The organism is Rhizobium binae (assembly GCF_017357225.1).
Lineage (GTDB): Bacteria > Pseudomonadota > Alphaproteobacteria > Rhizobiales > Rhizobiaceae > Rhizobium > Rhizobium binae.
The window spans coordinates 2,328,872-2,354,148 of sequence record NZ_CP071604.1; the positions used below are offsets into that span (position 1 = coordinate 2,328,872).

Here is a 25,277-nt window from a genome sequence, read left to right on the forward strand (position 1 = left end):
TATCCAGATCGCGCGTAATCGCGCGATCTGGTGCCGCACTCGTCAGACGAGACGGCTCTGTTCCGTTGCAGCTTCGATGAAGCTGGCAAACAGCGGATGCGGGTCGAGCGGGCGGCTCTTCAGTTCGGGGTGATACTGCACGCCGATGAACCAGGGGTGATCGGGATATTCGATGGTCTCCGGCAGGACGCCGTCCGGCGACATGCCGGAGAAGACGAGGCCGCAGCTCTCGAGCCGGTCCTTGTAGTCGACATTGACCTCATAGCGGTGGCGATGACGCTCGGAAATATCGGTCGAACCGTAGATTTCCGAGATCTTCGTGCCCTTCTTCAGCGCCGCCTTATAGGCGCCGAGGCGCATCGTGCCGCCGAGATCGCCGGCCGCGGTGCGCTTCTGCAGCTCGTTGCCCTTGACCCATTCGGTCATCAGGCCGACCACCGGTTCCTTCGTCGGGCCAAATTCGGTCGACGAAGCGACCTGCACGTCGGCCAGATTACGCGCCGCCTCGATGACGGCCATCTGCATGCCGAAACAGATGCCGAAATACGGCACCTTGCGCTCGCGGGCGAAGCGCGCCGCATGGATTTTACCCTCGGAGCCTCGCTCGCCGAAGCCGCCCGGCACTAAGATGCCATGCACCTTTTCCAGATAGGGCGCCGGATCTTCCTTCTCGAAGATCTCGGACTCGATCCATTCGAGATTGACCTTGACGCGATTGGCGATGCCGCCGTGATGCAGCGCCTCGATCAGCGACTTATACGCATCCTTGAGGCCGGTATATTTGCCGACGATCGCGATCGTCACCTCGCCTTCTGGCGTACGGATGCGGTTGCAGACCTCTTCCCACTGGTCGAGGCGCGGCTTCGGCGCCGGCTCGATCCCAAAAGCGGCGAGCACTTCGTCGTCGAGGCCTTCCTTGTGGTAGGCGATCGGGACGTCATAGATATTGGCGACATCGAGCGCCTGGATGACGGCGGACGGGCGCACATTGCAGAACAACGAGAGTTTGCGGCGCTCCGCTTCCGGAATTTCGCGATCGGCGCGCACCAGCAGGATATCGGGATGAATGCCGAGCGCCTGCAGTTCCTTCACCGAATGCTGGGTCGGCTTGGTCTTGAGTTCGCCGGCCGCCGGAATATAGGGCATCAGCGTCAGATGCACATAGACCGCGGTGCCGCGCGGCAGGTCGTTGCCGAGCTGGCGGATCGCCTCCATGAACGGCATGGCCTCGATGTCGCCGACCGTGCCGCCGATCTCGCAGATGACGAAATCGTAATCCTTATTGCCCTCGGTGACGAAATCCTTGATCTCGTTGGTGACGTGCGGGATGACCTGCACCGTCGCGCCGAGATAGTCGCCGCGCCGTTCCTTGTCGATGATGTTCTTATAAATGCGGCCGGTGGTGATGTTGTCGGTCTTGGTCGCCGAACGCCCGGTGAAGCGCTCGTAGTGACCAAGATCGAGATCAGTTTCCGCGCCGTCGTCGGTGACGAAGACCTCACCGTGCTGGGTCGGGCTCATCGTGCCCGGATCCACGTTCAGATAGGGGTCGAGCTTGCGAAGCCGGACCCGATAACCACGAGCTTGCAGCAAGGCTCCGAGAGCCGCGGCCGCGATTCCTTTTCCGAGGGAGGAAACCACGCCGCCAGTGATGAATACGTATCGCGCCATGGGATTCACCGGATACCTTTTCAAAAACGATTCCACCAGCCCAAAAATTCTTTTCCAGAACTTTCGAAGCCTGACGCGGAATCTGAACAAAAGAAAACCGGCAGACCCGAGGGCCTGCCGGCGGTTTATGTCGAAGACCGGTTTACTGTCCCGTCGGGACGCCGGAGGGCTGAGCCGGCGCCGGCGCGGCCGGAGCTGCTGGCGTTGCGGGGGCAGTCGTTGCCGGTGCGGTTGCTGCCGGCGCATCCGTTGAAGGCGCGCTGGCCGCCGGGGCCTGGGCTGCCGGAGCCTGCGGAGCGGGCGCGGCGGCGCCGCTGCTCGGAACTCCGTTGCCGGCCGGCTGGCTGGCCGGAGCCTGTGCACCGCCGCCAAGCGAATCGAGAATGCCGTTGCCCTGACCACTCGTGGCCGGGATGCGGTTGAGGATGTCGCTTGGGCGGCCCTCGTAACGCGTCAGTATGCCGAGGCCAAGCGACGTCAGGAAGAACAGCGTGGCGAGGATGGCGGTCGTCCGCGTCAGCGCATTGGCCGTGCCACGGGCCGACATGAAGCCCGAACCGCCGCCGATACCGAGGCCGCCGCCTTCCGAGCGCTGGATGAGCACGACGCCGACGAGGGCGAGCACGATCATAAGATGGATGACAATCAATACTGTCTGCATGGGTCCAGTCCTGCCCGCCGGAAGACGGACATAATTGAAAATTCTGGCGGCTCTTTACATGAGGCGTTCATCTATTCCAAGCCCTTCGGCCGAGAATACGCCCGGATTGAACGAATAACCCGGGAATAAACAAAGCCTCAGGCGAGCAGCGCCTCGTACGCCCGGTAGATGGCAAGGAAGTCGGTGGCTTTCAAGCTCGCCCCGCCGATCAGCGCGCCGTCGACATTGGAAATGCCCATCAGTTCGCCGGCATTGGCCGGCTTCACCGAGCCGCCATAGAGAAGCCGCATCTTGCGGCCCTCTTCGCCGAAGCGTGCCGCCATTTCGGCGCGCATGAAGGCATGCGCCTTTTCCACGTCGCCCGAAGTCGGCGTCACACCGGTACCGATCGCCCAGATCGGCTCATAGGCGATGACAGTATTCTCGGCGGTTGCGCCATCGGGAACGGAAGCCGAAAGCTGGCGCTTGATGATGTCGAGCGCCTGCCCGGCGCGGCGTTCGTCTGCAGTCTCGCCGATGCAGATGATCGCCGTCAGCCCGGCGGCAAAGGCGGCCTCCGCCTTGGCGCGCACCAGGTGGTCCGTTTCGGCGTGATCGGTGCGGCGTTCGGAATGGCCGACGATCACGTAGGTGCCGAAGCTGTCAGCGATCATTTCGGCCGAGATGTCGCCGGTATGTGCCCCGGACGCCTTCTGATGGCAGTCCTGCGCGCCGATCGAAAGCGGGCTGTCGGTGCAAAGCGCGGTCGCCACATAGAGCAGCGTCGCCGGCGGGCAGATCAGCGCCTCGACCTTGTCGGCGAGCGGCGGGCGAACACCCTCGGCGATCGCCTTGATCTGATCCAGAGAGGCACGCGTGCCGTTCATTTTCCAATTTCCCGCCACGAGCGGGCGCACGTCAGGTGTCATGCCGGCCTTCCCTCAATCTGCTTATGCTGCGGCCATATCAAAAGCTTGCGGCAAAGAAAAGCGTGATGCCCTTGACGTAAGGGGAATCTCGGCGATCCCAGGCAGATTTTGCCGAAAATCCGCCGCTAGGCCGCAAGAATCCAATTCAACACCCTGCGCCAGTCGATCATCCGGATCGGCGTTCCGTGATTGCCGGTCTGAAACAGCGTGAAGCGCGTCGGATATTTTGCCTTGTGCAGTTTTTCGAACAGCGTCTGCTGGTCGCTGGCGGCATAGACCGGATCGCGGCTGCCATGCGCGAACCAGAGCGGCAGTTTCGCTTTGTAGAAGGCGCTTCTGGTGAAATCAGGATCGGTAACCCCGCTCATCACAAGCATGCCCTTCAGCCGTTGGACGCTGGCCTCGTCGCGGGCAATGCCCCAGCAGACCTGGCTGCCCATCGAGGCGCAGGAGAGAATGACCGGACGGCCGGGCGATTGGGCGCTGGCATAACGGATGAGGCCGGCAATGGCGGCAACGCCGTTGCTGTCGAAGCTCTTGACCGTCGGCGAATAATAGACGCCGCCATTGCCGGCGGCGAGGTTCTTCAGCCGGTTGAAATTGCCGCCGAAGCTGTAGTCGTTGGCCCCGAGCCGGCGGTCGCCGTCGCGGCCGTGGATGAAAATCACCGTGAATGCGGCATTTTGCGTCGGTCCCACCCTGGTGACATCGAGACTGATGCCGTCGAGGGAGAGCGTTTCGTCTGCCTGGGCCTTGCGGATGCCGAGCGCCACGTACTTCTGCTGCACCCGCTTTTGCGGGACCTGGTCGCGGCCGTTGATATCGCGCATCTCGTTATAGTCGATGACCTCGAACGCACCGTCGTCGCCCGTCTGGAGAATGGTCTGCTTCGAGAACAGTTCGTCCTTGAAGGGCGCCAGCGCGCCGGCCGCCTGCGCCGGCCCGCCTGATGACAGCATGGTCGCAGACAGAAAAAACGCCGCAATTGCGGTGATAACAGTGCAATCACTTGTGGACATTCGCATGCGGATGGTTTCCTGAAGCCTGCCGCCGCTTGCCATTCCGCGCCCGGCAACGCAAATCATGTGTCAAACTCCGCCAAAATTGGCGGTGTCGCGTATAGAGGTGCTTTCTGGCAGAATCTGCCTGATTCGCAAACGTGACATCAAATGCGGTGATTTTGGGTCGGCGGCGGATGCAAGCCCAAGACAGGATGAAGATCTGAACGGCTCCATGGACGACAGCAACGACCTTTTTTCCGGACTGCCCCTCTCTGAAAAACGCGAGGAGGCGCTCAAGCCAGCCACGCCGGCTGAGCGGCCAGCGCCCGCCGCTGCGACGCCGCCCGCCGCCTCTGCGCGCCCGGCGCCCGCCGGATCGAATGCGGACGAATACGGCGCCTCGTCGATCCGCGTCCTCGAAGGCCTCGAGCCGGTGCGCATGCGCCCGGGCATGTACATCGGCGGCACCGACGAAAAGGCGCTGCATCACCTCTTTGCCGAAGTCATCGACAATGCGATGGACGAGGCGGTCGCCGGACACGCCAATTTCATCGAAGTGCATCTCGATATGCAGGGTCATCTCACCGTCACCGACAACGGCCGCGGCATTCCCGTCGAGAACCATCCGCAGGTTCCGGGCAAATCGACGCTCGAAGTCATCATGACCAAGCTGCATGCCGGCGGCAAATTCGACGGCAAGGCCTACGAGACATCGGGCGGTCTGCACGGCGTCGGCGTCTCGGTCGTCAATGCGCTGTCCGACTTCCTCGAGGTCGAGGTCGCGCGCAACCGCAAGCTCTACCGCCAGCGTTTCTCCCGCGGCCTGCCACAGGGCGGGCTCGAGGAATTGGGTGACGTCCACAATCGCCGCGGCACGCGCGTGCGCTTCCATCCCGACGCCCAGATCTTCGGCGAGCATATGAAGTTCGATGCCGCCCGTGTCTTTCGCATGGCGCGCTCCAAGGCCTATTTGTTCGGCGGCGTCGAAATCCGCTGGAGCTGCGACGCGGGCGTTCTGCCGGAAGGGTCGGAGGTGCCCGACAAGGCGGTCTTCCACTTCCCCGGCGGCCTCAAAGATTATCTCCAGGCGACGATGGGCAAGGAGTTCACCGTCACCCGCGAGATCTTCGCCGGCAAGACCGAGAAGGCCAGCGGCCACGGCTCGATGGAATGGGCGATCACCTGGTACGGCGGCGATCCGCAGGTGCATTCTTATTGCAATACCATCCCGACCCCTGAAGGCGGCACGCACGAGGCTGGCCTGCGCATCGCGCTGACCAAGGGGCTGAAGGCCTATGCCGAACTGACGCAGAACAAGCGTGCGGCGCAGATCACCACCGACGATGTGATGATCTCGGCCGTCGGCATGCTGTCGGTCTTCATCCGCGAGCCGGAATTCGTCGGCCAGACCAAGGACAAGCTGGCGACCGTCGAGGCCCAGCGCATCGTCGAGAACGCGTTGCGCGACCCCTTCGATCACTATCTCGCCGACAATCCGAACGAAGCGGCCAAGCTGCTCGATTGGGTGATCGAGCGCGCCGAGGAGCGCCTGCGCCGCCGCAAGGAAAAGGAAGTCAACCGCAAGACGGCGGTGCGCAAGCTGCGCCTGCCCGGCAAGCTCGCCGACTGCTCACAGAATACCGCCGATGGGGCCGAACTCTTTATCGTCGAAGGTGACTCGGCAGGCGGTTCGGCAAAGCAGGCGCGCAACCGCGCCAACCAGGCGATCCTGCCGCTGCGCGGCAAGATTCTCAACGTCGCCAGCGCCGGCCGCGAGAAATTCGGCGCCAATCAGCAGCTCGCCGATCTCATCCAGGCGCTCGGCTGCGGCACCCGCGCAAAGTATCGTCAGGAAGACCTGCGCTACGAGCGCATCATCGTCATGACCGATGCAGACGTCGACGGCGCCCATATCGCTTCGCTGCTCATAACCTTCTTCTATCAGGAAATGCCGGAGCTGGTGCGCGGCGGTCATCTCTTCCTTGCCGTTCCGCCGCTCTACAAGATCACGCAAGGGGCGAAATCCGCCTATGCCCGCGACGATAATCATCGCGCCGAACTGATGCAGACGGAATTCAAGGGCAAGGCCAAGGTGGAGATCAGCCGCTTCAAAGGTCTCGGCGAAATGATGCCCGCCCAGCTCAAGGAAACCACCATGGACCCGTCCAAGCGCACCCTCCTCCGGGTGCTGATCGACGAGGTGGATTTCGAAGGCACCCGCAGCGCTGTCGACGATCTGATGGGCACCAAGCCCGAGGCCCGCTTCCGCTTCATCCAGGAGCGCGCCGCCTTCGCCGAGAACCTCGATATCTAAGCAGGCCCGAGGCGCCCCGAGCCTTCGACAGATACTTCCGGCGCACCATCACCGGCGAACCGAAGGCGCAATATGTTTACCCGGTCTCGCCGATCCCGCAGGCCGCCGCCAAGGCCGACGGCGGCAATGACAATGGCATGTCGGACATGCTCGCTCTCGACGATCACCGCCTGCTCGCCGTCGAGCGAAGCTATGCCGCGGGCGTCGGCAATAACATCAAGATCATGGTGCTGGATCTCGCCGACGCGACCGACATATCCGCCATCGCATCGCTCGCCAAGAACGACCAGCGTGTCGTCCCGGCTCGCAAGAGCCAGATCCTTGATCTCAGAGCAATCGGCCTTGTCCCCGACAATATCGAGGCCATGTCGCTCGGCAAGACCAAGGATGGAACCGACGTCCTCATTCTCGGCTCGGACAATAATTTTTCGGCCAGCCAGAAGACACAATTCTACGCCTTCAAGGTTCTCGGCCGACCGCACCAGTAAGACGCCCTGTTGACGGCCGAATAGCGATGCTTTGTATACGCTTTGACGGCGCGGACCTTGAAACCGCCGGGTTGATGGCCCATAACCAGAATACAAGAATAAGAAGAGGCGCGCGTGGGTGTGTTCAATCGTCAGAAAAGCAATCATGAGTCGCGATGGCTAGGGCCGTCGGCGCCAACTCGGACGCCGCTGATCCCCTCAATTTCGGCGGCGCGGTGGTTGCTGGTGCTGATCGCCGCCGCCGGCGTCTATTTCTTCTACGGTTTCCTGGTGCCGGTGCTGGCAGCCCTCGTCATCGGCTTCGCCAGTTGGCCGCTCTATCGCAAGCTTCTTACGCGCGTCGGCGGGAATACGACGATTGCCGCGACTATCGCCATCCTCATGATCATCACCTTCCTGGTCATCCCGATCGGGTTTGCAGTCACCTATACGACGGGCGAGGTGCGCAACTGGGTCGCGTGGGCGATCCATGCCAATCGCGCCGGTGCCGAAACGCCGAACTGGATCGTGGCTCTGCCCTGGGTAGGAGCCTATCTGGATGAAGTCTGGACAAAATATATCGGCAGTCCGGGCGCCTTGGGTGAACTTATTCAGGCCGTCAGCGGCGCCAATATCGGCAACATCTATCGGGCCGTGCTTGCAGCCGGCGGCGGCGCCTTCCACCTTCTCCTGACGCTGCTCTTCATGCTGATTGCGCTGTTCTTCGTCTATCGCGACGGCTTCTCCTTCTCCAAGCAGATCGACATGCTGGGCGAACGCATCCTGCCGAACCGTTGGGAGCGCATTTCCCGCGTCGTCCCGGCGACGATCAGCTCCACCGTCATGGGCATGACGTTGATCGCGATCGGCGAAGGCATCGTGCTGGGCCTTGCCTATTGGATTGCCGGCGTGCCGTCGCCGGTGACGCTCGGCGTGCTGACCGGCGTGATGGCGCTGATACCAGGCGGTGCGCCGCTCTCTTTCACACTGGTCTCAATCTATCTCCTGGCGAGCGGAGCGCATGTCGCCGGCGTCGGTCTTTTCGTCTGGGGCACGGTGGAACTCTTCATCGTCGACAAGACGCTGCGGCCGAAACTTGTCGGCGGTCCGATCAAGCTGCCCTTCCTACCGACCTTTTTCGGGCTCGTCGGCGGCGTCAAGACAATGGGCTTCCTAGGCCTCTTCATCGGCCCGGTGTTGATGGCGCTTATCGTCGCCATCTGGCGCGAATGGATCCACGAGGCCCGCAACGCCGAGAACAGCGAGAGCGTGCCGCAAATCGTCATCGACGAACAGGCTCCGCCGCCGTCTAAACCGATCCCCCGCGTCGCCGAAGGCTGAAGCCTACGCAGCTGCCTAGGCCAGCTGCTTTTCCATGAACAGGCTGAGCGGATCCGGCAGATAGGCGCCGAAGGCCTCGATCTCCCGATATCCGTATTTGCGATAGAGCGCGATCGCCTCGGGCTGGTAGATGCCGGTTTCGAGCCGGATCGCCATCACTCGTTTTTCCCTCGCGACCGCCTCCAGCGCCTTCATCAGGCCGCTGGCGATCCTCAGTCCCCTCGCCTGCGGGTCGACGAACATGCGTTTGATCTCTGCCGTACCGTCGCCGGCCTCCACCAACGCGCAGCATCCGACGATAGCGCCGTGGTTGCGCGCGACGAAGAAACTCACCGAAGGCTTTTCCAGGACAGAAAGATCCACCAGATGATTGCTCTCGGCCGGGTAGAGCGACTGCGCATAGGCATCGGAAAGGTCGAGAAGGCGGATGACGCCCTCCTGCCGCGGCGGCTCCTGGGCAATGGTGACGGACATGCTGGCTCCCGATACTTGCGAGGCGCAATTTTTGCCTGACATGACGCAGAGTAATGCTCCTGCCTTCATTCGGTTGGAATTGCGCCGTCTAAGACGATGTTAGGTTCAATAGCCAAGGAAGCAGAAGATGCAAGCGGTGCTCATCGCGATGACGATTCTCGGTTGCGACGATTCCGTCAGCCAATGCAGCTATGTAGCGACCGTCGACAAGCGTTGGGAAACGGTTGCCGCCTGCGACGCCGAGGCAGAGCGCCGGCTGAAGGCCTATGCCAATGTCAGCTATCCCTCGGTGATCGCGGTCTGCGAGGCGCCGAAAGCGGTCGCCGCCGCCGAGCCGCCGAAGCCGGCGCCCGTGCTGGGCCCGATTCCTGCGCCCGAGCCTGTCGAAGAACCCGTGGGAAAACTTGCGAGCTTCGCTGAAAATATCGCCGGCCAGGTCCGCGCGCATCTTCCGTCGGGACAGGACGTCAAGGAAACGCTTTCGAAGCCGGTGCATTTCGTATCCGCCGGCTATTCCTGGGTGGTGACACGGATATCCGATTAGGCCGCTGCAAGAGCCGCATAGACGCGCGCCGATTGTCGCTGTTCGGCGACATGCAGCTTCTCCACCATGTCGAGCAGTTCGCCGACCGCACCGTGTGCGCCGTCGTGATGGCGGAATTTTTCGAGCAGACGACCGCAGACCGTGCCGAGCACGCTGCCGGGTGCCTTCCGTGCCGCCTCGCGCCACAGAAGCGTCGCCTCCACGAAGATCACGCTGATATCCCTCGGCAGGCCAGCGGCTTCATAGAGCGCCCGCACCGCATGCATGCGTCCCGTCGCCAGGATCGAGCGCACGCGGCGCTCGCCGCAGCCTGTCAGATCGACAATCGCTCCAGCGAAGAAGTCCACCTTCCCGCAGCAGAGGGCGTGCATCAAAAACGACGGCGTCAGGCGGCCGTTGAGGCGCAAATGTTCGACGAGGTCGGGTATCTCCCGCGGCGCGATATCGCCAGCGATCGATACGATCGCCGCTTCCGTCGCCTCGCGGCTGATCCGCTGCAGCCGCTGCAACCCGATCGCCGCCTGAGCGAGCGGCAGACCGACGAGCGCATTGCTGACGTGCTGGGTGAGCAGCTGGCGGGCATCGGCCGGAAGATCGCTGCGCTCGAGAAGCAGATTGCGGATATCGCAGCAGTCGCCGAGCCGTCCGGCGATGCGCTTCAACGAGTGGCCGGAAATGACAGCGCCCTCATTATCGAGCAGGCAGAGCAATTCTTCTTCATCGCCAACCTCGGCAAGGGCGGCTGAAACCGGGCGCGTCACACGCGCCCTCGCCGCGATCAGCATTCGGGTTGCGCCATTGCCGCGAGCGGCGAGATCGACGAGATCGGCATCGGTCAGAAGCGGTGAACAGGTAACCGCGTGGCAGGCGATCTCAGGCTGATCCGCGGCAAGCGAAAGGACCAGGCTGCGCGGCGCATCTGGCGACCAGGCGACCGCCTCGGCAAGAGCAAGCCGAACGCGCGGCGACGGATCGTCGAGCAGAAAGGTCATCGCCATCTCGGCCGCTGCCCGCTCCTCCGCGCTCATCCGGGATTGCAGATAGGCTCGACCAAGTGCGTTCGCGGCCCGGGCCCGGTCGCCGGTCTTGGCGGTTTCGATCCAACGAAGGAAAGCTTCTATGATCACGCGACGCCCCAGCACTTGAACGCGATTCCCTCGCGTCCTTTCATTGCCGCGACCGTAGCGGCAAAAGGTTTAAGATTGGTTCACCATGTTTCTTAAGCCTTTGTATGCCTTGCGCTCAGGCCTCCACCTTCGGCAGTTGCGGCCGGAGCATCTCGAACACATCGCTGCCCTCGCTGTAATCCATGTAGCCCATGCGGGCCACAGGCCGGGCTATCGACATGTCGAGGCGTCCGTCCCTGACTATCGCCTCATCGAGGCGAATGCCAATGACCTCGCCGAAGACGAGGACGTTTTCGGACGGCGCGCCCGACAGCGTCGTCGGTTCGATGATCTCGGTAACCCTGCACTCGAGCACCGCGAAAGCCTCGCCGACATAGGGGGCGTCGATGAGTTCGGCCTGCTTCGGCGTCAGTCCGGCGAAGCCGAATTCGCTTTCGCCATAGGGCAGTGCAGCTGAAGAAAGGTTCATCTTCTCGGCGAGATCGCGGCTGACGAAATTGCATGTGAAGACGCCGGTCTCGGCGGCGTTGCGCTGGCTGTGCTTGCGCCCGGCGGAAGAAAACATCACCAGTTTCGGCCGGTCGGCGACGGCGTTGAAGAAGGAATAGGGCGCGAGATTGATCGAGCCATCCCTGCCCTTGCTGCCGATCCAGCCGATCGGCCGCGGCGACACGATCGCCTTGAAGGGATCATGCGCCAGCCCATGGCGGTTGGTGTCGGTCGTGTAGAACATCAATCCTCTCCGCCGATCCAGGTGACGGTGTCGGCAAGCTCCGGCCGCGGCCGCTCAATTGCCGGAAATGTCGTCGAGCCGATATGGATGAAGCCCGCCACCTTTTCATCGGATCCGACGCCGAGCAGCCGATAGGCGCGCTCGTCATAGGCGAACCACTCCGTCAGCCAGTTGGCGACGTAGCCATTGGCATTGGCTGACAGGATGACGTTGAGGCACAGAGCCCCGGCCGACATCAGCTGCTCCCATTCCGGGATCTTGATATGCGGCCCCGCCCTGCTGACTACGGCCACGACCACAGGCGCACGGGTGAAGCGGGTGCGCTCGACCTTGATCATCTCTTCCGAAAGATCCGGTTTAGTCTCGAGCGCCAGCTTCAGCAGCGCCTCGCCGAGACGGACTCGTTCCTGCCCGCGGTAGACGATGAAGCGCCAGGGCGCGATCTTGCCGTGATCGGGAACACGCAAGGCAAGACGCAGGATTTCCTCGATTTCGGCCTTCTCTGGGCCGGGTTCGCACATCTGGAAAGCAGGGATGGAGCGGCGCACGGCGAGGTAGTCGATCAGCTTGATATCGGATTTCATGCGGGAGAAGCTTTCATTTTTATGCTGCTGCAAAGCGTGGGTCTTGAATTTGCCATCGCGTTGGTCTTGAAGTGGCCTTTGCGATTTCAGAAGTCAATCGGTTCACGAAACAGATGTTTGGCATTTCGCCTTTTGCACGCCTCGGCCTCGCCATCGCCCTGATGGTCGTCACGCCCCTCGGCGCCGGCGCACAAGACGCCTTCAAGGACTTCAAGCAGATCGAATCGACGCCGAAAATGCCAAAGCTCAACGCTTTCGTGGCGCCCGGCACCGCCCCCGAAGCCGGCAAGTTGCGCGACGTCGCGATGGAAGCCAAACTGACCGCCGACGGCACGCCTGTCGAGGATGGTCTGTCCTGGTACGTCTTTAGCCCGATCGCCGGAACCGACGGCAAGCTGCCGCTGATCGCCAGCGCCAAGGGCGGACCTGCCGCCTTCCAGCTCGCTCCGGGCGATTATTTCGTCAATGTCTCCTTCGGCCGCGCCGGCGTCACCAAGAAGCTGACGGTACCGGTCGACGGCGCGGTCGACAAGCAGGTGATGGTGCTCGATGCCGGCGGCCTGCTGCTCAATGCCGTCTCCGGCACCGATGCCCGCATTCGACCCGATGAGTTGAGCTTCTCGATTTATTCCTCGGAAGTGCGCGACGATGGCGAGCGGGGCCTCGTCGTGGCCGACGTCTCACCGAACACGGTCGTGCGCCTCAACGCCGGCACCTATCATATCGTTTCCGAATATGGCAACGTCAACGCCGTCATCCGCGCCGACATCCAGGTCGAGGCCGGCAAACTGACCGAGGCGACGATCCAGCACCGCGCCGCCCAGATCACCTTCAAGCTGGTCTCCGAAGCCGGCGGCGAGGCGATCGCCGATACGGCCTGGTCGATCCTGACGGCGGCCGGCGACAGCGTCGGCGAAAGCGTCAGCGCCTTCCCGACCATGGTGCTTGCCGAAGGCGAATACTCGGCCGTAGCCCGCAACAAGGACAAGATCTACCAGCGCGATTTCACCGTCGTCGCCGGCAGGAACACCGATGTCGAGGTTCTGATGAAGGACCAGGAACCCCAGCAGCCGGCCAGTGCGGCGCGCACGGTGCAGCAGGTGCCCGCCGGCACGCCGCCGTCGCCGGGCGTCCAGCCGGCTCCGGAAGAACCGCTGCCCTCCTACGAACAGCTCGTGCCGCAGGGCGGCGACGGCGCCAGCCTCGATTGACCTTACCGCAAGCGGTGTCGGCTCAGCCACGGTCTCGGCCGCTTTGAGGGCGGCGCCATCGAGAATACGGCCTCATGGAGGCGGGCGAGCAGATCTTTGCAGTTGTTACCCGTGCTCAATGACTCCCAGCACTGCCGATGCCGAAAGGATGGTTGGCGACGACGACGATCGGTTCAGCGGGAACGGGTTCGAGCGGCCAGTGGCCCTTGACCTCGATCGCGACGTCGATGAGATCGAGCGTCCTGGCGAAGACGCGATCGCTTTTGTCGATGATGTCGCGGCGCCAGATCTTGTAGAGGCCGACATAATCATCGCGGCCCGAAAGCCCTTCGATCGAGCGGATCAGCCACCGCTTCAGCCGCGGGTCCGCGTCTGTGGCATAAGATAGTTCTTTGAAGCACACGCCGGCCTCGAGATGATCCGCTCTCCGTTGGCGACGACAATATTGCGATTTCGTATCAGATTTCCGACAGCGCCGGATGGCGCTGCCGGATAGGATGTTTTCACGCCGCCTTGGCGTTTTTTGCCTCGGCCTTGCGGCGAATATCCGGCGGCGTCGCCTCGAGCGTCAGGCTCTCGACAGCGGCGTCGAGCCCCATCGAAACCTGGTCCTGTCTGCCGAGGCGGCGAATATTGACGGTGCGCTCCTCGGCTTCCTTCCTGCCGCAGACGATGATCACGGGGACCTTGGTGACCGAGTGCTCACGGATCTTGTAGTTGATCTTCTCGTTGCGGAAATCGGTCTCGACGTTGAGCCCGGCATCACGCAGCGCCTCGGCCACCTCAAGCCCGTAGGCATCGGCCTCCGAGGTGATCGTCGCCACCACCACCTGCAGCGGCGATACCCAGAGCGGCATATGGCCGGCGAAGTTCTCGATGAGGATGCCGAGGAAGCGTTCCATCGAGCCGCAGATGGCGCGGTGGATCATCACCGGCTGCGTCTTTTCGGAGTTGCTGTCGATGTAGAAGGCGCCGAACCGTTCCGGCAGGTTGAAGTCGACCTGCGTCGTGCCGCACTGCCATTCGCGGCCGATGGCATCCTTCAGCGTATATTCGAACTTCGGACCGTAGAAGGCGCCCTCGCCCGGCAGGATGCCGGTCTTGATGCGGCCTTCTGACTGGGCCTCGATCGTCTTCAGCACATCGGTCATGACAGCTTCGGCGCGATCCCAGAGCGCGTCGGAACCGACACGCTTTTCCGGACGGGTCGAAAGCTTGACGACAATTTCCTTGAAGCCGAAATCTTCATAGACCGAGAGGATCAGGTCGTTGATCTTCAGGCATTCGGCCGCCATCTGCTCGTCGGTGCAGAAGATATGCGCGTCGTCCTGCGTGAAGCCGCGCACGCGCATCAGCCCATGCAGCGCCCCCGAAGGCTCGTAGCGATGCACCAGGCCGAATTCGGCAAGCCGGATCGGCAACTCGCGATAGGACTTCAAGCCATGCTTGAAGATTTGCACATGCCCCGGGCAGTTCATCGGCTTGAGGGCGAAGACGCGGTTGTCCGCTTCCTTGTCATCGGGATGGGTCATCGCATGCGCCGATTTCACGGCGAACATGTTTTCCTGATACCAGCCCCAATGACCCGAGGTTTCCCAAAGTGACGTGTCGAGCACCTGCGGCGCGTTGACTTCCTGATAATCTGCAGCGAGCCGGCGGCGCATATAGGCGACGAGCGTCTGGAAGATGCGCCAGCCCTTGCCATGCCAGAAGACGACGCCCGGGCCTTCCTCCTGGAAGTGGAAGAGGTCCATCTCGCGGCCGAGCTTGCGATGGTCGCGCTTCTCGGCTTCGGCCAGCATATGCAGGTAGTTGTCGAGATCGGCCTGATCAGCCCATGCCGTGCCGTAGATGCGCGACAGCATGGCGTTGTTGCTGTCGCCGCGCCAGTAGGCGCCGGCAACCTTCATCAGCTTGAAGGCGGTGCCGACCTGGCCGGTGGAGGCCATGTGCGGACCGCGGCAAAGGTCGAACCAGTCGCCCTGATGATAGATCTTCAGATCCTGCCCTTCCGGGATCGCATCGACGAGCTCGACCTTGTACTGTTCGCCCTTGGCGGCAAAAACTTCCTTGGCCTTCTCGCGCGACCATATCTGCTTGGTGAAGGGCGCGTTGCGGGCGATAATCTCCTTCATCTTCTTTTCGATCTTCGGCAGATCGTCGGGCGTAAACGGCTCGTTCTTAGCGAAGTCGTAATAAAAGCCGTTTTCAATGACCGGGCCGATCGTCACCTGGGTGCCGGGCCAGAGTTCCTGCACGGCCTCGGCCATCACGTGTGCGGCGTCATGGCGGATAAGCTCCAGTGCGCGCCCGTCCTTGCGCGTGATGATTTCGATCTTGCCATCCGTGACGGCATCGGAAAGGTCGCGCACGGCGCCGTTGATCGCGATGGCGACGGCACTCTTGGCAAGCGACTTCGAAATGGATTCGGCGACATCCTTGCCGGTTGCGCCAGCCGGGAAGCTGCGCACGGAACCATCGGGAAATGTCAGGGAAACAGCTTGGGACATTGAAATTCTCCTTGTCCAGTCCCGCCAACGAATGCGGGTGGTTGAAACGAAGCGCCTCCGTCCTTTGGACGGCGCTGCCGCCTGATACTCAGATTTCCCTCTGGAGTAAAGGAGGAGCGGGCCTACATGATCATTTGCGCGAGGCCGCAGACCGTGTTCCAGTTGCGCATCGTGCCAATGCCTATCCGCTTGGTCGTCAGCGCCGACAGCAGTTTGGATTGGCTCGGTTTGCCGGCAAAATCGATCCAGAGGTCGCCGCCGACGATGGCGATGCGCTGGCCTTCCATCATCAGCGGCTTCAAAGCCTCGACCTTCTTCGGGTCGACCGGCAGGCGCATCACCCGGACGATTACCTGGTCGCCGCTGCCGTCCCTGAACGGATTGGTGCTGCAAAGCGCCATCCAGGTGCAGTCGCTGCGCACGATGATATCGACATGTTTGCCGAACTTCTCCTCAAACGCGGCCTCAAGCGCGACTTCGAGTTCATGCGGCCGCATTTCGTCGGCCTCGAAAACGAGATTGCCGGTCGAAACCAGCGTGCGCGGTTCGCGATAACCAAGCTCTTTGGCAAGCGCGCGCAAATCTTCCATGATCACGCGGCGATCGGGCGTCAGGACGATGCTGTGCAGGAGGGCGATGAAGGTGCTCATGGCCGCCAGGACTCCTCGTTATCCCAGGTGAGAACCCACGATCACCGAATGGTGACCGTACCCCGTCCGTCGTCGCTGCAGGCTCTCCGCCACGCACGCATCATTGCCTGGTATCGTCATGGCGCTCACCCTCTTTTGCGTCCGAGGGAGAAATACCGCCAGGGCGTCCACCAGTAGAAGCCGTCGCCGAGCGCCGCAGGCACCGGGTCGAGCCCGCTGGTGCCTCCCGGGCCGCAGCGGCTGACGCGAAACAGCGTCAGCCAGCCGCCGGCCCACAATCCGTGCCGGGCAACCGACTCATAGCCATATTCGGAGCAGGTCGGGATATGTCGGCAGGAATTGCCGACAAAGCCGGACAGCGTCAACTGATAGAGGCGGATCAGCCCCATGCCGAGCAGGCGGTCGGGGGTCTTGCGGAACGCACCGGTATAATTGCGGGAATAGCGTGCAGCTCCTTTCTGAGGCTGGCTCGATCCGGCCGCGCCGCCATCCTCCTCAGCCTGCCGGGCGCAGAACTCGCACATCTCGGTTACGCCTCGATCACTTCCGCCCGTTTCGCCTCGATCTGCCCGATCGCATCGACGACCGCATCGAAGGTCAGCATCGTCGAAGCATGGCGGGCCTTGTAGTCGCGCACGGGCAAGAGGTAGCGCATGTCTTCGAACCGTCCGGCAGGCCCCGCCCCGTCGGCCTTCAGCATGGCAAGCATGTCCTCGCGGGCCTGCCGCAATTCACCCGATGTGGCGCCGACGACATGGCGAGCCATGATCGAGGACGATGCCTGGCCGAGGGCGCAGGCCTTCACGTCATGCGAAAAGGCGCTGACGACATCGCCGTCCATCTTCAGCCAAATCCGCACCTTCGAGCCGCAAAGCCTGGAGTGTGCCTGGGCGGTGGCATCGGCGTCCGCCAGCATGCCGGTCAACGGAATATTGCCGGCGAATTCGAGGATTTTGCTGTTGTAGATGTCGTCCATGCTGAGTTTCCGCTCCAAAATCGCTGCGGATCGGCCTTAATGGCGCTGTTATTGTTATTGAAACAAAAAACACACCGTGTCATGTGAGGATACTTACATACGATGGCCGTCTTCCTATATGTATGTCGTTCGAAGGCCATCAAAATGCAATGGCCTTGTGTAAGTTTGATTGGGAAACCGTGCCGGACGGGTATTGAAATTGCCCTGAAAGCCCCGGAGCCTGCCAAAGGTGCATGAATTCCCGCAGGGGACTGACCAGTGGCAATTCCGACAGATGGGTCCGCGATGCGGACTAGGAGACCATTGATCATGGACGCCATCGTAAAGAACTTTCCGCAGCCGAACCGTGACTCAGACCGCCCCTCACAGCAGGAGGCGGAGGACGCCGTACGTGTTCTGCTGCGCTGGGCCGGTGACGATCCGACGCGCGAAGGCCTCATCGAGACGCCCGCTCGCGTCGCCAAGGCCTATCGCGAGCTTTTCGCCGGTTACGACATGGCGCCGGAGGACGTGCTAGGCCGAACCTTCGAAGAGGTCGCAGGCTACGACGACATGGTCCTCGTCAAGGACATTCCCTTCTACTCGCATTGCGAACACCATATGGTGCCGATCATCGGCAAGGCCCATGTCGCCTATATGCCGGATGGGCGCGTGCTCGGCCTGTCGAAGATTGCCCGTGTCGTTGAGATCTATGGCCGCCGCCTGCAGACGCAGGAAACGATGACGGCCCAGATTGCCCGCGCCATCGATGATACGCTGCAGCCGCGCGGTGTTGCCGTGATGATCGAGGCCGAACATATGTGCATGGCAATGCGCGGCGTTCAGAAGCAGGGTTCGACGACATTGACGACCACGTTTACCGGAACGTTCAAGACGGAACCGGCCGATCAGGCCCGTTTCATGAGCATGGTGCGGAGCCGCTGATACCGGCTCCGCAGGAGGGCCGCGATGAGTCACTTGATCTTCAATCAACCATCCGAGGACAAGTCGGCGTTGGAAGACGCCGGCGATTTCACGCCACGTTTCGACGATCGCGGCCTGATCACCGCGATCGTGACCGACGCCTGCGATGGCGAACTGCTGATGGTCGCGCATATGAACGCCCAGGCGCTGGCGCTGACCATCCAGACGGGAACGGCCCATTATTTCAGCCGCTCGCGCGGCAAGATCTGGAAGAAGGGTGAGACCTCGGGCAACCTTCAGACGGTGAAGGAAATTCGCACCGATTGCGATCAGGACGCCATCTGGCTGAAGGTCGAAGTCGCCGGCCATGACGCCACCTGTCACACCGGCCGCCGTTCCTGCTTCTATCGCACGGTCACGCTTCGCGATGGAAAACCTATGCTCGATATCGTCGACGACGAGCGCCATTTCGATCCGCAGGACATTTACGGAAAATAGCCCGAACTTCTCGGCATTTGCCCCTTATTGCGCCAAAAACCGCTTCTATATACCATTTGGCAACTGCTAGGGCACACTATCTCACCATACGTGTTCTGCTGGGAGGGGAGAGCGCAATGCTGAACTGGAGTCTGCATCGTCAAAGCGCTGAAGGCGAAGGTTCCGGTTCCGGCATGTCGACGATACTCGAGACAATCCCTTCCCCTGCGACTGTCAAGAAAATCAAGATCGCGCTCGCGCTCGGCGGCGGCGCGGCCCGCGGCTGGGCCCATATCGGCGTATTGCGCGCCCTTGACGAAGCCGGGGTCGAAATCGGCATGATTGCCGGCACGTCGATCGGCGCCCTGGTCGGCGGCTGCTATCTTGCCGGTAAACTCGACGAACTCGAGGCTTTCGCACGCTCGCTGACCATGCGCCGAATCGCAAGCCTGCTCGATCTGACCATCGGCGGCAGCGGCCTGTTCGGCGGCATGCGGCTGACCAAGCGCATGCAGGAGCATCTCGAAGGCCTGAATGTCGAGGATCTGGACCGGCCTTTCGTCGCGGTCGCCGCCGAGGTCAATACCGGCCACGAGGTCTGGATCGCCAATGGTTCGCTGATCACGGCGCTGCGCGCATCCTATGCCCTACCCGGCATCTTCGAGCCGGTGCGCAGCAATCAACGCACGCTGGTCGACGGCGCGCTGGTCAATCCCGTTCCCGTCTCCGTTTGCCGCGCCTATGAGGAACCACTGGTTGTCGCCGTCAATCTCAATTACGATCTCTATGGCCGCTCGGCCGTCGTCCGGCACAATGCCAGCCTCTCGCAGCAGGAAGTGCAGAAACAGGAAGAAGCGCCCTATGCCCGCCTCGGCATGACCGGCGTCATGGTGCAGGCCTTTAACATCATTCAGGACAGGATTGCCCGCGCCCGCCTTGCCGGCGATCCGCCCGACATTTCGCTGCAGCCGCGCCTCAGCTATATCGGACTCTCAGAATTCCATCGGGCCGGTGAGGCGATCGAACGCGGCTACGAGGAAGCCAGAGCCAGGCTTCCCGAGATCAAGCGCATGCAGGAAGTCTATGCCAGCCCGCCATAAGGCGTCGCCCCCTGCGATAGGCGGCACGGGACGACGGCATCGTTCGGACAAATGGGCGAAGCTCAGCCGGCAATATAGGCCTTGATATCCTCGGCCTCGCGCTCGACTTCGGCAATCCGCGATTTCACCACGTCGCCGATCGAGATGATGCCGGCAAGCTTGCCGTTGCTTTCCACCGGAACGTGGCGGAAACGGCGGCTGGTCATCAGTTCCATCAGCTCGTTGACGGTCGTCTCCTCATGGCAGCGGTAGACCTTCGCGGTCATGACCTGGGCGAGCGACTGGTCAAGGCCGTCCTTGCCGTGTTTGGCGATGGCATGCACGAGATCGCGCTCGGTGAACATGCCCGAAATCCGATTCTCCATGCCGACGACGACGATAGCGCCGATCTTCTTCTTGCTGAGGATGACGGCGGCCTCGGCGACGGTGGTGTTCGGCCCGGCGGTAACGACGTCCCTGCCCTTCAGGTCGAGGATTGCTTTGACTGAACTGGTCATTCGAACCTCCTATGTCGAAACTGTAACGCTTGTCACAGCTATCCGCGGCGGTTTCTCCCCCCAATCGCGGATCGTTCGATGGTGCACTGCCCGGCTCAGGATTGCAACACATCCTTCTCGGTTCCGGCAGGTTCGATCGGCGGCTGCGGCGGCGCTCGGTCGAACAGCGAAAACAAAAAGAAGCCGAAGACGAAGCCACCGATATGCGCGTCCCAGGCAATCGCCTGATCGCTGTCGCCGACGAGCGGGATGCCGACGGCGATCAGGGCGTTGCCGACCAGCCAGAGCAGCATGAAGATGACGACTGTCCGGTTCTTCAGCGCCTCGATGATGGAAAGCCGGGCATTGACATGCGCCGCCAGCATCGGGCTTCGCTCGGCGGGAAAGGCGAACCGGCAGGCGGCTCCCATCAACCCGGAAATGACGCCGGAAGCGCCGATCAGCAGCGACACGTCTCCCCAGTTGAGCACCGCGTGCAGGGCGGCGGAGGCAGTGGCGGAAAACAGCCAGAAGAAAACGAAACGCAACGTCCCGATGCGGCGCACAACCGGCGCGCCGAAGGCCATCAGCCAGAACGCGTTGAAGACGATATGCTGGACGCTGCCATGCAGCAGCGAATAGGTGACCGGCGTCCAGAACAGCTCCAGGCCCTGCTGCGACAGCGGAATCACGTAGCGGGCGGGCACGAAGCCAAAGGTGAAGAGCAGCCAGCTGACGGCATCGTCGGACAGGACGAGCGCCTGCACCGCATAGATGACGACAAGCAGGCAAAGGCTGAAGAACAGCGCCGGCGGAAGGTTGAAGACAGGCACGCGCGGGGGACGCGCCGGCGGCTGGGCCTCGAAAGGTTCGGGCGCCTTCTGCGGCTCGCCCGTCTGCTCATTCATCTGTGTTCGCCTCGTTTTGGTCCCAGCCATACAGGAGCGATGGTCAAAAAAAAAGCCGCCCGAAATGTCGGGCGGCGTACCGGGAACCCTGAGGAAAGATCTCGGCCCGGGCAGGCTGTGCAGAACTTCGAAAGTCGAAGTGATGGCGCGACAGTGTCACGGCAGGCGTCACGCCTCAACTGAAACCCTTTCTTAACCTTAACGGTGGGGATTTGGCATGAAACCCGCAAGGTAGAAGTTGTCCGGGCAATGAGTGCCCGAAAATGATCCGGAATGGGACAGGTTGGTGTGAAATGCGTGTGCAAACGACCATCGAAATTTTTGACTATTGGAACCGTATCCGCGGCGCTGCCGATGCGCCGCTGAAATCCCAGGTCGAACCGTCCGCCGTACCCCATCTACTGCAAAGTCTCTTTATCCTTGAGGCGCGCGAGGACGGAGACATCGTTTTCCGGCTCGCCGGCACCCGCATCTGCGATCTCTTTGGACGGGACCTGCGCGGCGAACGGTTCTCCTCGCTCTGGGCGCATGGCCAGGACGGGGATATCGAACGCACCGCGATCGGGGTCATGGACCACGCCATGCCGGCCCTGTTCAATGCCACAGGCTACAGCACCGTCGGGCACCAGGCCTCCTTCGAAATCATCACGATGCCGCTGCGCTCCTCGCACGGCGCTTGCGATCGGGTGCTCGGCGCGATCGCGCCGGTGGTGGCTGCAAGCTGGCTGGAGATCGTACCGCTCGAATTCCTGGCGCTCGACCGCAGCCGCCTGCTGCCGGAAAAAATCAGCAAGGTCGCGCCGGCCGAACTGCGCCCGATCAACGAGATCGTCGCGGCAAAAAGCATCGGGTTTGGCGAGGCCATGCGCCGCGTGGTGTCACAGCTGCTGAGTGCCGAGGCGCGCTGAGCGTCTCGTTTCGGGACAGCGGCCATACTCGTTTTCGGCTAGGTCGAAAGCGGCCGAAACAACCTTCTGTTAATGGATTGGAGGTAAAGATTGGCCTCTGAGATTTTCATGAAGAAGCCTTTTGATGCACTCGTTCCAGCCAGCTCAGACGCAACGACCTGTGCCGCGCCCTGAACAAGGCGTTTTTCAGCGCGTGCCGATCAATATGCAGGGCCGGCTGATGCTTGCAAACTACGAGGAGTTTGAATGCATGGTGATCGACATGTCGCCCGGCGATATGTACGTCACCTGCTCCGGCCGGCCGCGCGCCAACGAACGCGTCGTCGCCTATATCGACCATCTCGGACGCGTCGAAGGTTATGTCCAGACGCTCGACGGCCGCGGCTTCACCATGTCGATCAATGCCACCGAGCGCAAACGCGAGAAGCTCGCCGCCCAGCTCACCTGGCTTGCCAACAAGCACGAGCTCGGCCTGCCGGAAGATCGCCGCCACGACCGCCTGACGCCCCGTGACGTCAAGACAGAACTGACGCTCGATGACGGCACGCGATATGCCTGCCGTATCATGGACCTTTCGCTCTCAGGCGCGGCCATCGACGTCGAGATGCGTCCTTCCATCGGAACGGCCGTACGTCTCGGCAATATGCGCGGCCGTGTCGTGCGCCATTTCGTCGAAGGTGTGGCGATCGAATTCCTGTCGATCCAGTCCCGCGAGACGCTGCGGGAGTTCCTCTGACAGCTGCTGGCAAGCGCGCTGACCTGCCGGGCATGTTCGGCGGCAGCATTCCGCCAGACTTTCACCGAAGCTGCCGCCAGCGCCGGCGCGCACCCGGTCAGGCCGCGTCGAGAACGCCTGGATTTGACCGCAACAGGTCTGCAAGCGGCAACATATCCGGCTTTGGAAAGCAAGCGCGAAATCCTGTCGCAAGTTGTTCCGTCTGATAGATACGCAGTCTTATGTGCGGAATAACCTGCGTCATCGAGCCGGTGGACGCAGGTTGCGCAAAAATTAGATGGCGATCTTGCGCCCGGCAGCGCCGCCCTTCCCTTCGTCATCGATATGATGGATAAGGTGCGCCTCGACCGCAGAGGCATGGATGTCAGTTCTCTATCCGGAAATCAAACCTCATTCCAGGCATCCTCTTGCAGGACGGTTCGAGTCGAAGCATCACTTGTGACCGCCTGGGAACTGGCGCGTCTGGCCCGAAAGTGAGCTCAGAATTCTTCCGCACACTGCCCATTCCACAGCAGATCCTGACATGAGCGCGGCGATCGTCGCCGCCGTCCACCGGCTTCGCGATTTGCCGCAAAAATAATTTTCGCGGTTGAGCCGGTCGGCGCGGCGATTTTCCCATCACGGGTCTGACGATTCGCGCCATTCCAGCCCTTTTGTCCGAAGACTGCGTGCCACCGGCAAGGGTCGGCTTCCCGCAGGAATTTACTCAGCTCAGGGAAAACTCTTAACGGTCGGGCGGCAGCACAGCGCTCTTCGAGCGCCAAAGCCTTGCTGCGTAAATTACAATTTTAATCGACTTCGAGACAAATGCACCTCGAATTTTATGCGCATTCGACTTTGTTTTTAGCCAAGTTTTATCGGCATTTGATTCAACTAAACCTTTAATTCTATTGCGTAATTTTGCATCGGATAAAAACGTCTGTGTCATTGTCGCCTCAACTTAGGGGAGACGGCAATGACGACTGCGAATATCCTGAAAGGCGGCCTTCTGGCCAGTGTCATCGCAATGACCATGGCGGGCTCTGGACAGGCGATGCCCGCCAGCATGGCCCTGGCTGGCAACGCCAGCCCGCCGATCGGACATTATGAATTCTGCAAGGCCAGCCCGAAAGAATGCGCCTATGCCGGCGGCGATGCCGGACCGGCCATCCTGACCGAGGATCGCTGGAAGGACATCCTCAAGGTCAATTACACCGTCAATTCGTCTATCCAGCCGGAAACGGATGAGCAGATCTACGGCGTCGAAGAGCGCTGGGCCTATCCGACCAGCGTCGGCGACTGCGAGGATTACGCCTTGCTGAAGCGCAAGATGCTGATCGACGACGGCTTCTCACCATCCGACACACTGATAACTGTCGTGCTGCAGCCGAACGGCGAAGGCCATGCCGTGCTGACGGTCCGCACCGATCATGGCGACTTTATTCTCGACAACATGCGCAACAAGGTGCTGCTGTGGTCGGACACCGAATATACCTATCTGAAGCGCCAGTCCGCCGACGATCCGGCCCGCTGGTCGAAGCTTCAGGACGGTCGCACCGTCGCCGTCGGTAGCGTCAAGTAAGCAGTGCCCGCCGGCCAAGCCGGCGCTGGTTTCGGCCCGGTCAGTCCCCGCATCCCGTCCCCGACCGGTGCCCAAGAGCCGTTCCCGCTGTCCCGGGAACGGCTCGCTTCATTTTGGGGCACAGGCGACGGCTTACGACTTTGAGATCTTAGTGATTTATTAACCCTGCCGGTCTGATCATACCGATCAGATTCATCATCGGCACCGGCGGCTCATGTTCTTCCTGCGGCGGACCGAAACGCCACGAGCCGTTATGAGCCATGCCACGCAAAGCGCCCCCGACGAGCAACCGCTGCTTTCCATGGGGTTTCTCCTACGCACGACGGCGGTGATATCAGTCCTGGCGATCCTGACTGTCGCCATCAGCATCGGCGGCCGTTGGTTCGGCCGACATATCTCCCTTGCCGGCAACAGCGACAGCCCAGCTGAAATTACGCTGACCATCGGCCGCGACACGGTGAAACTTCCCAAGAATGCCATCCGCTTCCCGAGCCAGCGACATGAAGGTGCAGCCGAGCGCGTCGATCTCTATCTCGCCTGGCCTGAGATGCGGGGTTACGGCAAGGACAACCATTTGCGATTCGACGATGTCGCCCAATCCTCTGGCCTGCTCTTCCTGCAGATCGCCCAGAGCACCATGTCGCGCGACATGTCCGGCCGGCTGGAGCCGATCTATTCGCATCTGATCGAAGGACCGGGCGAGGCTTTTCGCGACGGATTGACGCTCCACCGTCTTCGCGCCGACGCCGGTTACGGCGACGAAGTGCTGCTGACGGCAGCCGTCAAGGGCGGACCGGATTATGTTGTGCGCTGCATTTTGCCTTCCACTCCGGACAAGGCGACGAGCGGAGATTGCCAGCGTGACATCAAGGTCGGCAAGGATCTCAGCGTCCTTTACCGGTTCTCAAGCAGCCATCTCGACGATTGGGAACATATTGATGCCGCGATCCGCACCTTTGTAGAGGCGCGTCTTATGAACCGTTCTGCGACAGGTCCCTAAAATGCTTCCCGATGGCGAGTGAAACGATTCATCATA

The 25,277-nt window shown here is 61.7% G+C and carries 25 protein-coding genes and 3 pseudogenes; 13 read left to right on the forward strand and 15 right to left on the reverse strand.

Going from position 1 to position 25,277, the window contains the following annotated elements; all coding sequences use genetic code 11:
- Positions 1-42: 42 nt before the first annotated feature.
- From pyrG to J2J99_RS11435, 4 genes are all read right to left on the reverse strand, one after another.
- Positions 43-1,671 carry a CTP synthase gene (pyrG, locus tag J2J99_RS11420; protein ID WP_168297104.1) on the reverse strand — a complete coding sequence of 543 codons (1,629 nt, stop codon included), beginning with the start codon at positions 1,669-1,671 and terminating at the stop codon, positions 43-45.
- Positions 1,672-1,813: 142 nt separating this feature from the next.
- A complete protein-coding gene (gene secG / locus J2J99_RS11425; RefSeq protein ID WP_168297103.1) occupies positions 1,814-2,332 on the reverse strand; it encodes a preprotein translocase subunit SecG in 519 nt (172 codons plus the stop codon).
- 137 nt (positions 2,333-2,469) lie between these two features.
- The gene (gene tpiA / locus J2J99_RS11430) at positions 2,470-3,240 is read right to left on the reverse strand and encodes a triose-phosphate isomerase (protein WP_168297102.1); all 771 of its coding nucleotides are present in this window, start codon (positions 3,238-3,240) and stop codon (positions 2,470-2,472) included.
- A gap of 125 nt (positions 3,241-3,365) precedes the next feature.
- Positions 3,366-4,265: an alpha/beta hydrolase gene (locus J2J99_RS11435; protein WP_168297101.1), complete on the reverse strand. Its 900-nt coding sequence runs from the start codon at positions 4,263-4,265 to the stop codon at positions 3,366-3,368.
- Positions 4,266-4,473: 208 nt separating this feature from the next.
- Between J2J99_RS11435 and parE the strand changes: the two genes are divergently transcribed.
- The 3 genes and pseudogenes from parE (at position 4,474) to J2J99_RS11450 (ending at position 8,363) form a co-directional block, all read left to right on the forward strand.
- The gene (gene parE, locus J2J99_RS11440; RefSeq protein ID WP_168297100.1) at positions 4,474-6,555 is read left to right on the forward strand and encodes a DNA topoisomerase IV subunit B; all 2,082 of its coding nucleotides are present in this window, start codon (positions 4,474-4,476) and stop codon (positions 6,553-6,555) included.
- 50 nt (positions 6,556-6,605) lie between these two features.
- Positions 6,606-7,043 (forward strand): annotated as a pseudogene (locus tag J2J99_RS11445) (esterase-like activity of phytase family protein); the annotation flags it as partial.
- Between the two features lie 114 nt (positions 7,044-7,157).
- Positions 7,158-8,363, forward strand: a complete 1,206-nt coding sequence (locus tag J2J99_RS11450) for an AI-2E family transporter (protein ID WP_168297099.1) — start codon at positions 7,158-7,160, stop codon at positions 8,361-8,363.
- A gap of 15 nt (positions 8,364-8,378) precedes the next feature.
- On the opposite strand, the gene J2J99_RS11455 is transcribed toward J2J99_RS11450, so the two are convergent.
- The gene (locus J2J99_RS11455) at positions 8,379-8,837 is read right to left on the reverse strand and encodes a GNAT family N-acetyltransferase (protein WP_168297098.1); all 459 of its coding nucleotides are present in this window, start codon (positions 8,835-8,837) and stop codon (positions 8,379-8,381) included.
- A 127-nt stretch (positions 8,838-8,964) separates the two neighbouring features.
- Here J2J99_RS11455 and J2J99_RS11460 point away from each other — a divergent pair, with 127 nt between their 5' ends.
- Positions 8,965-9,381 (forward strand): hypothetical protein, encoded by a 417-nt coding sequence (locus J2J99_RS11460; protein ID WP_168297097.1) that lies wholly within the window; start codon positions 8,965-8,967, stop codon positions 9,379-9,381.
- Here the strand turns inward: J2J99_RS11460 and J2J99_RS11465 are convergent.
- The 3 genes from J2J99_RS11465 to J2J99_RS11475 form a co-directional block, all read right to left on the reverse strand.
- The gene (locus J2J99_RS11465) at positions 9,378-10,523 is read right to left on the reverse strand and encodes a DUF2336 domain-containing protein (protein ID WP_168297096.1); all 1,146 of its coding nucleotides are present in this window, start codon (positions 10,521-10,523) and stop codon (positions 9,378-9,380) included. The genes J2J99_RS11460 and J2J99_RS11465 overlap by 4 nt on opposite strands.
- A gap of 100 nt (positions 10,524-10,623) precedes the next feature.
- Complete coding sequence (locus J2J99_RS11470) at positions 10,624-11,241, reverse strand: flavin reductase family protein (RefSeq protein WP_168297095.1); 618 nt, start codon at positions 11,239-11,241, stop codon at positions 10,624-10,626.
- Positions 11,241-11,825 carry a nitroreductase family protein gene (locus J2J99_RS11475; protein ID WP_168297094.1) on the reverse strand — a complete coding sequence of 195 codons (585 nt, stop codon included), beginning with the start codon at positions 11,823-11,825 and terminating at the stop codon, positions 11,241-11,243. Before J2J99_RS11475 ends, J2J99_RS11470 begins: the two co-directional genes overlap by 1 nt.
- 113 nt (positions 11,826-11,938) lie before the next feature.
- On the opposite strand from J2J99_RS11475, the gene J2J99_RS11480 reads away from it, so the two are divergent.
- Complete coding sequence (locus J2J99_RS11480; protein ID WP_168297093.1) at positions 11,939-13,036, forward strand: hypothetical protein; 1,098 nt, start codon at positions 11,939-11,941, stop codon at positions 13,034-13,036.
- A gap of 133 nt (positions 13,037-13,169) precedes the next feature.
- On the opposite strand, the pseudogene J2J99_RS11485 reads toward J2J99_RS11480, so the two are convergent.
- From J2J99_RS11485 to J2J99_RS11505, 5 genes and pseudogenes are all read right to left on the reverse strand, one after another.
- Positions 13,170-13,439 (reverse strand): annotated as a pseudogene (locus J2J99_RS11485) (GNAT family N-acetyltransferase); the annotation flags it as partial.
- 100 nt (positions 13,440-13,539) lie between these two features.
- Complete coding sequence (gene thrS, locus J2J99_RS11490; protein ID WP_168297092.1) at positions 13,540-15,546, reverse strand: threonine--tRNA ligase; 2,007 nt, start codon at positions 15,544-15,546, stop codon at positions 13,540-13,542.
- 122 nt (positions 15,547-15,668) lie between these two features.
- The gene (locus J2J99_RS11495; protein ID WP_168297091.1) at positions 15,669-16,196 is read right to left on the reverse strand and encodes a DUF1697 domain-containing protein; all 528 of its coding nucleotides are present in this window, start codon (positions 16,194-16,196) and stop codon (positions 15,669-15,671) included.
- Positions 16,197-16,321: 125 nt separating this feature from the next.
- Positions 16,322-16,720 carry a membrane protein insertion efficiency factor YidD gene (gene yidD, locus J2J99_RS11500; RefSeq protein ID WP_168297090.1) on the reverse strand — a complete coding sequence of 133 codons (399 nt, stop codon included), beginning with the start codon at positions 16,718-16,720 and terminating at the stop codon, positions 16,322-16,324.
- Between the two features lie 5 nt (positions 16,721-16,725).
- Positions 16,726-17,172, reverse strand: a complete 447-nt coding sequence (locus J2J99_RS11505) for an iron-sulfur cluster assembly scaffold protein (protein WP_168297089.1) — start codon at positions 17,170-17,172, stop codon at positions 16,726-16,728.
- 309 nt (positions 17,173-17,481) lie between these two features.
- Between J2J99_RS11505 and folE the strand changes: the two genes are divergently transcribed.
- From folE to J2J99_RS11520, 3 genes are all read left to right on the forward strand, one after another.
- A complete protein-coding gene (gene folE, locus J2J99_RS11510; RefSeq protein ID WP_168297088.1) occupies positions 17,482-18,096 on the forward strand; it encodes a GTP cyclohydrolase I FolE in 615 nt (204 codons plus the stop codon).
- Between the two features lie 24 nt (positions 18,097-18,120).
- Positions 18,121-18,573 carry a phosphoribosyl-AMP cyclohydrolase gene (hisI, locus tag J2J99_RS11515; protein ID WP_168297087.1) on the forward strand — a complete coding sequence of 151 codons (453 nt, stop codon included), beginning with the start codon at positions 18,121-18,123 and terminating at the stop codon, positions 18,571-18,573.
- Positions 18,574-18,689: 116 nt separating this feature from the next.
- Entirely contained in the window at positions 18,690-19,652 is a 963-nt protein-coding gene (locus J2J99_RS11520) for a patatin-like phospholipase family protein (RefSeq protein WP_168297086.1), read from the forward strand.
- Positions 19,653-19,714: 62 nt separating this feature from the next.
- Here J2J99_RS11520 and J2J99_RS11525 read toward each other — a convergent pair whose 3' ends face one another.
- Together J2J99_RS11525 and J2J99_RS11530 are read right to left on the reverse strand one after the other, a co-directional pair.
- Positions 19,715-20,149, reverse strand: coding sequence for a CBS domain-containing protein (locus J2J99_RS11525; protein WP_168297085.1), 435 nt, complete (start codon positions 20,147-20,149; stop codon positions 19,715-19,717).
- A gap of 95 nt (positions 20,150-20,244) precedes the next feature.
- A complete protein-coding gene (locus J2J99_RS11530; RefSeq protein ID WP_168297084.1) occupies positions 20,245-21,036 on the reverse strand; it encodes a rhomboid family intramembrane serine protease in 792 nt (263 codons plus the stop codon).
- A 263-nt stretch (positions 21,037-21,299) separates the two neighbouring features.
- On the opposite strand from J2J99_RS11530, the gene J2J99_RS11535 reads away from it, so the two are divergent.
- The 5 genes and pseudogenes from J2J99_RS11535 (at position 21,300) to J2J99_RS11550 (ending at position 25,241) form a co-directional block, all read left to right on the forward strand.
- Positions 21,300-21,944, forward strand: a complete 645-nt coding sequence (locus tag J2J99_RS11535; protein WP_205918856.1) for a PAS domain-containing protein — start codon at positions 21,300-21,302, stop codon at positions 21,942-21,944.
- A gap of 124 nt (positions 21,945-22,068) precedes the next feature.
- Positions 22,069-22,680: a PilZ domain-containing protein gene (locus J2J99_RS11540; protein ID WP_168297082.1), complete on the forward strand. Its 612-nt coding sequence runs from the start codon at positions 22,069-22,071 to the stop codon at positions 22,678-22,680.
- A 423-nt stretch (positions 22,681-23,103) separates the two neighbouring features.
- A pseudogene (locus J2J99_RS33980) lies at positions 23,104-23,260 on the forward strand (prolyl aminopeptidase); the annotation flags it as partial.
- Between the two features lie 375 nt (positions 23,261-23,635).
- Positions 23,636-24,241 (forward strand): transglutaminase-like cysteine peptidase, encoded by a 606-nt coding sequence (locus J2J99_RS11545; RefSeq protein ID WP_168297081.1) that lies wholly within the window; start codon positions 23,636-23,638, stop codon positions 24,239-24,241.
- Positions 24,242-24,455: 214 nt separating this feature from the next.
- Positions 24,456-25,241, forward strand: coding sequence for a hypothetical protein (locus J2J99_RS11550; RefSeq protein ID WP_168297080.1), 786 nt, complete (start codon positions 24,456-24,458; stop codon positions 25,239-25,241).
- Positions 25,242-25,277 lie beyond the last annotated feature (36 nt).

Coding starts and splice junctions, on each gene's coding strand:
- J2J99_RS11505 (WP_168297089.1), bottom strand. CDS start 17,172: ATGGACGACATCTACAACAGCAAAATCCTCGAATTCGCCGGCAATATT.
- J2J99_RS11545 (WP_168297081.1), top strand. CDS start 23,636: ATGACGACTGCGAATATCCTGAAAGGCGGCCTTCTGGCCAGTGTCATC.
- J2J99_RS11520 (WP_168297086.1), top strand. CDS start 18,690: ATGCTGAACTGGAGTCTGCATCGTCAAAGCGCTGAAGGCGAAGGTTCC.
- hisI (WP_168297087.1), top strand. CDS start 18,121: ATGAGTCACTTGATCTTCAATCAACCATCCGAGGACAAGTCGGCGTTG.
- folE (WP_168297088.1), top strand. CDS start 17,482: ATGGACGCCATCGTAAAGAACTTTCCGCAGCCGAACCGTGACTCAGAC.
- secG (WP_168297103.1), bottom strand. CDS start 2,332: ATGCAGACAGTATTGATTGTCATCCATCTTATGATCGTGCTCGCCCTC.
- J2J99_RS11550 (WP_168297080.1), top strand. CDS start 24,456: ATGTTCTTCCTGCGGCGGACCGAAACGCCACGAGCCGTTATGAGCCAT.
- pyrG (WP_168297104.1), bottom strand. CDS start 1,671: ATGGCGCGATACGTATTCATCACTGGCGGCGTGGTTTCCTCCCTCGGA.
- tpiA (WP_168297102.1), bottom strand. CDS start 3,240: ATGACACCTGACGTGCGCCCGCTCGTGGCGGGAAATTGGAAAATGAAC.
- J2J99_RS11535 (WP_205918856.1), top strand. CDS start 21,300: ATGATCCGGAATGGGACAGGTTGGTGTGAAATGCGTGTGCAAACGACC.
- J2J99_RS11530 (WP_168297084.1), bottom strand. CDS start 21,036: ATGAATGAGCAGACGGGCGAGCCGCAGAAGGCGCCCGAACCTTTCGAG.
- J2J99_RS11435 (WP_168297101.1), bottom strand. CDS start 4,265: ATGCGAATGTCCACAAGTGATTGCACTGTTATCACCGCAATTGCGGCG.
- J2J99_RS11470 (WP_168297095.1), bottom strand. CDS start 11,241: ATGTTCTACACGACCGACACCAACCGCCATGGGCTGGCGCATGATCCC.
- J2J99_RS11475 (WP_168297094.1), bottom strand. CDS start 11,825: ATGAAATCCGATATCAAGCTGATCGACTACCTCGCCGTGCGCCGCTCC.
- parE (WP_168297100.1), top strand. CDS start 4,474: ATGGACGACAGCAACGACCTTTTTTCCGGACTGCCCCTCTCTGAAAAA.
- J2J99_RS11540 (WP_168297082.1), top strand. CDS start 22,069: ATGCACTCGTTCCAGCCAGCTCAGACGCAACGACCTGTGCCGCGCCCT.
- J2J99_RS11480 (WP_168297093.1), top strand. CDS start 11,939: ATGTTTGGCATTTCGCCTTTTGCACGCCTCGGCCTCGCCATCGCCCTG.
- yidD (WP_168297090.1), bottom strand. CDS start 16,720: ATGTGCGAGTTCTGCGCCCGGCAGGCTGAGGAGGATGGCGGCGCGGCC.
- J2J99_RS11455 (WP_168297098.1), bottom strand. CDS start 8,837: ATGTCCGTCACCATTGCCCAGGAGCCGCCGCGGCAGGAGGGCGTCATC.
- J2J99_RS11525 (WP_168297085.1), bottom strand. CDS start 20,149: ATGACCAGTTCAGTCAAAGCAATCCTCGACCTGAAGGGCAGGGACGTC.
- J2J99_RS11460 (WP_168297097.1), top strand. CDS start 8,965: ATGCAAGCGGTGCTCATCGCGATGACGATTCTCGGTTGCGACGATTCC.
- J2J99_RS11495 (WP_168297091.1), bottom strand. CDS start 16,196: ATGAGCACCTTCATCGCCCTCCTGCACAGCATCGTCCTGACGCCCGAT.
- thrS (WP_168297092.1), bottom strand. CDS start 15,546: ATGTCCCAAGCTGTTTCCCTGACATTTCCCGATGGTTCCGTGCGCAGC.